General features: G+C 73.1%; 1 protein-coding gene. It reads right to left on the bottom strand.

Annotation, left to right across the window (positions count from 1 at the left end):
* Positions 1-3014 (bottom strand): type I polyketide synthase (locus IE178_RS34910; protein WP_193515046.1); only part of this gene is annotated, 3014 nt, incomplete at both ends.

Genomic DNA, 3014 nt, shown 5'->3' with positions numbered 1-3014 from the left:
CACATCCCAGCCGGCAGCATCCACACCGGCCCCGGACGCCACCCGCGCCAGGCGAGGCACCAGCACCTCACCACCACGCACCGCCACCTCGGCCTCGGCCTCGCCCACGGCCAGCGCGGCACCCAGCAGCTCGGCCGACAGCACCACGCCCGGCTCGACGTCCAGCAGACCGAACCGCTCCGGATGCTCCAGCCGGGCGGACCGCACCAGTCCCCTGACCGGGGCGTCCGTCAGGTCGCCCGTGCCGTCGGACGCGCCGACGACGAAGATGAGGCGGGACGTGGCGAACCTCTCGTCCGCCAGCCAGCCCCGCACGAGGTCCAGGGCCCGAGCGGCCGCGTTGTGCGCCGACTCGACCACGTCCGGCAGGGAGTTCGTCACGGCAACCAGCACCGTGCCGGGCACGTCGTTCGCCGCCAGTGCGTCGAGGTCGCCGGCGATGACCAGACCGTCCGCGTCGGTGCCGATCACAGCGAGGATCTCGTCACCGAGCAGTGCGACCGGTTCCGGGGACAGGGTGCCGGTCGCGGCACGGGCGGGCACCCAGTCCACGTGGTAGAGGGACTTGGCGCCGTTCCCGGATCCGCCGTCGGCGGCCGAGGCGGACCGTACGACGAGGGACTCCACCGAGGCCACGGGCGTGCCGGCGGGGTCGACCAGCTCGACGGCCAGGGAGTCGTCACCGGTCCTGGTCAGCCGGACGCGCAGTGCCGAGGCGCCGGACGCGTGCAGGCGCACGCCCTCCCAGGAGAAGGGCACACCGCCGAGCGGGATGTCGTCGTCGGCGAAGGCGAAGGAGGCGTGCAGGGCGGCGTCGAAGAGCGCGGGGTGGAGCCCGTAGGTGCCGCCGTCGACGTCGTCGTTCAGCGCCACCTCGGCGAAGACCTCGTCACCCCGGCGCCAGGCGGAACGCAGGCCCCGGAAGACCGGCCCGTAGCGGAGGCCGGCTTCGGCCAGTACGTCGTAGCAGTCGGTGAGGTCGACCGGCCGGGCGTCCTTCGGTGGCCACACGGACGCGTCGAACCCGGACCGCACGACGGTCGTCTCGTCGGCCAGCGTGCCCGAGGCATGCAGGGTCCAGGCGCCGCGGTCGTCGTCCGCGTCGTGTCGCGAGTGGACGGCGACGCTGCGGCGCCCCGCCTCGTCCGGCTCGCCGACGGTGACCTGGATGCGGGTGCCGCCGTGGTCGGGCAGCACCAGCGGGGCGGAGAGGGTCAGTTCCTCGACCGTGTCGCAGCCGACCTCGTCGGCCGCGCGGATGGCCAGCTCCAGCAGGGCCGTGCCCGGCACCAGCACCGAGTCCCGCACCGCGTGGTCGGCCAGCCACGGCTGTGACTGGAGCGACAGCCTGCCGGTGAGCACCACCCCGTCGGCGCTCGCCAGTTCGACGGCCGCGCCCAGCAGCGGGTGCCCGGGGGTGCCGAGGCCCGCGAGGCGGATGTCGCCGGTGCCGGTGACGGATCCGGCGGGCCAGAAGTACTCGTGCTGGAAGGCGTACGTGGGCAGGTCCACGGGGCGGCCGCCGGTGCCGTCGAGCACGGCGGCCCAGTCGGCGTGGCCGCCGCGGACGTACAGCTCGGCCAACGCCCGCAGGGCGGTGGTGATTTCCTCGCGGTCCTTGCGCAGCAACGGAGCGAGGAGGGCGTCGTCGCCGGCGCTCTCGCGGGCCATGCCGCTCAGCACACCGTCGGGGCCCAGCTCGACGAATCGCGTGACGCCCTGTTCGGCCAGGGCACGGATACCGTCGTCGAAGCGTACGGCCTCACGGACATGGGTCACCCAATAGGCGGCGGAAGCGAGCTGTTCGTCACCGGCGAGCGTGCCCGTGACGTTCGAGACCACCGGTATGCGGGGCGCGGCGAACGACAGTCCTTCCACGACCGTGCGGAAGTCGTCCAGCATCGGTTCCATCAGCGGGGAGTGGAAGGCGTGCGACACCCGCAGCCGGGTCGTACGGCGCCCCAGCTCGCGGAACACCTCCGCCACGGTTTCCACAGCGGCCTCGGCACCCGAGATCACCACCGACGACGGGCCGTTGACGGCCGCGACCGACACCTCGTCGGTCAGGTGCGGCAGGACCTCGGCCTCGGTCGCCTCGACCGCGACCATGGCACCACCGGCAGGCAGCGCCTGCATCAGCCGGCCACGCGCAGCCACCAGCGCACACGCGTCCGCCAGGGAGAAGACGCCCGCCACATGCGCGGCGGCCACCTCACCGATCGAATGCCCGGCCACGAACTCCGGCCGCACACCCCACGACTCCACCAACCGGAACAACGCCACCTCGACCGCGAACAACCCCGCCTGGGCATACACGGTCCGGTTCAGCGCATCCGCGTCCTCGCCCCAGACCACGTCGCGCAGGGGGCGGTCCAGGTGCTCGTCCAATCCCGCGCACACCGCGTCGAACGCCTCCGCGAACACCGGGAAACGACCGTACAGTTCACGACCCATACCGAGCCTCTGCGAACCCTGACCCGAGAAGAGGAACGCCGTGCGGCCCTGTTCGGTCGCGCCGACGATCGCAGCCGGGTCGCTCTCTCCCACGCACACCGCGGCCAGGCCGCGCACGGCGGACTCACGATCGTCGGCGAGGACCACGGCACGGTGGTCGAAGACGGAGCGCTGCGTGGCCAGGGAGCGGCCGAGGTCCACGGCGCGCAGTTCGGGTGCGGCCTCAACGCGGGCCAGGAGGCGTGCGGCCTGGGCGTGCAGGGCGGCCTCGGTCTTGCCGGAGAGGACCCACGGAACCACGCCCGGCGCGAGGGAGGCGAGTCCGCCGCTCGCGGCGTCCTCCTCATCCGCCCTCTCGTACTCGGGCTGTTCGAGGACGACGTGCGCGTTGGTGCCGCTGATGCCGAACGAGGACACACCCGCACGGCGCGGGCGTCCTTCGCCCGACCATTCCACCGGTTCGGTCAGCAGTTCCACCGCACCCGCGGACCAGTCGACGTGCGACGACGGCGCGTCCACGTGCAGGGTGCGCGGCAGCACACCGTGCCGCATCGCCATCA

Origin of the sequence: Streptomyces griseoloalbus (assembly GCA_014650015.1) — a bacterium.
In the GTDB taxonomy this organism is placed as follows: Bacteria; Actinomycetota; Actinomycetes; order Streptomycetales; family Streptomycetaceae; genus Streptomyces; species Streptomyces griseoloalbus.
This window is presented reverse-complemented; position numbering and strand designations above follow the sequence as displayed.